Raw genomic sequence first — 967 nt, 5'->3', positions numbered from 1 at the left:
AGTGCGTGGTGACCGCGTTCAGTGTTGTAGTGATCAAGCCAGGGCGCCAGCGCTGCGGATCGGGCGGCGTTGTCGCCGAATATCTCGTGGTAGGCCCACTCGGTCTGCAGGGTGCGGTTGAACCGCTCTACTTTGCCGTTCTGCCAGGGACAATGCGACTTGATGGTCTTGTGGCGGGCGCCGATCGCGGCCATCGCGGCGGCGAAGTCGCGGGAGATCACGTAGTTCTTGGCGTTGTCGGTCAGGACACGATGAACGCGTGGAACGCCGTGCTCGGCGAACCACGCGGCGGCGCGGAGCAGGAAGCCCGCGCAGGTCGATCCTTTCTCGTCGTCGTGAATCTCGGCGTAGGCGAGCCGGGAGTGGTCATCGACGGCGGCGTGAACGTAGTCGTAGCCCAAGCCCCGCACCGAGCGAGGCTTGGGGCCGCGGCCGTGAGCGCGCCAGCCGCCTCCGGGCGGGATCTTGCCGATCTTCTTGACGTCGAGGTGGACCAGGTCGCCGGGCGCGGGATGTTCATAGCGGCGGGTGGTGTGGCGGGTGGCGCGGATGCGTTGCCCGGTCAGCGGATCGCACTCGTCCAGCCGTGGCACGCCGTGCCGGGCCAGCACCCGTGACACGGTCCGGATGGGCACACCGGTGGCAGCGCTGATGCGAGCCGGTCCACACCTCAGCTCGCCACGTGCCGCCACGACCCGCCGCTCCGCAGCGGCCGAGATCCGAGACGGCGTGTGGTGCGGCCGGCTTGATCGATCGGCCAGGCCCGCGGCGCCCTCGTCGCGGAACCGGCGCACCCACCGATGCGCGCACTGTCTCGAGACACCCAACTCCTTGGCCACGTGAGCGACCGGCCTGCCGGCGCACACCCGTTCAACCAGGACCAGGCGTCCATGCACTGTCAGACGGGCATTACGGTGTCCCATCGAGGCCTCCGGTTGTGGTGACTGACTTCGCAATCACCACCGCA

Annotated in this window: 1 protein-coding gene; it reads right to left on the bottom strand. The window is 68.6% G+C overall.

The window, feature by feature from the left end; all coding sequences use genetic code 11:
- A partial coding sequence (locus IEY88_RS43890) for an IS481 family transposase (RefSeq protein WP_189160807.1) occupies positions 1-923 on the bottom strand: 923 nt, incomplete at its 3' end.
- Between the last annotated feature and the right edge of the window lie 44 nt (positions 924-967).

The organism is Lentzea pudingi (assembly GCF_014646255.1).
Classification (GTDB): Bacteria; Actinomycetota; Actinomycetes; order Mycobacteriales; family Pseudonocardiaceae; genus Lentzea; species Lentzea pudingi.
This window is presented reverse-complemented; position numbering and strand designations above follow the sequence as displayed.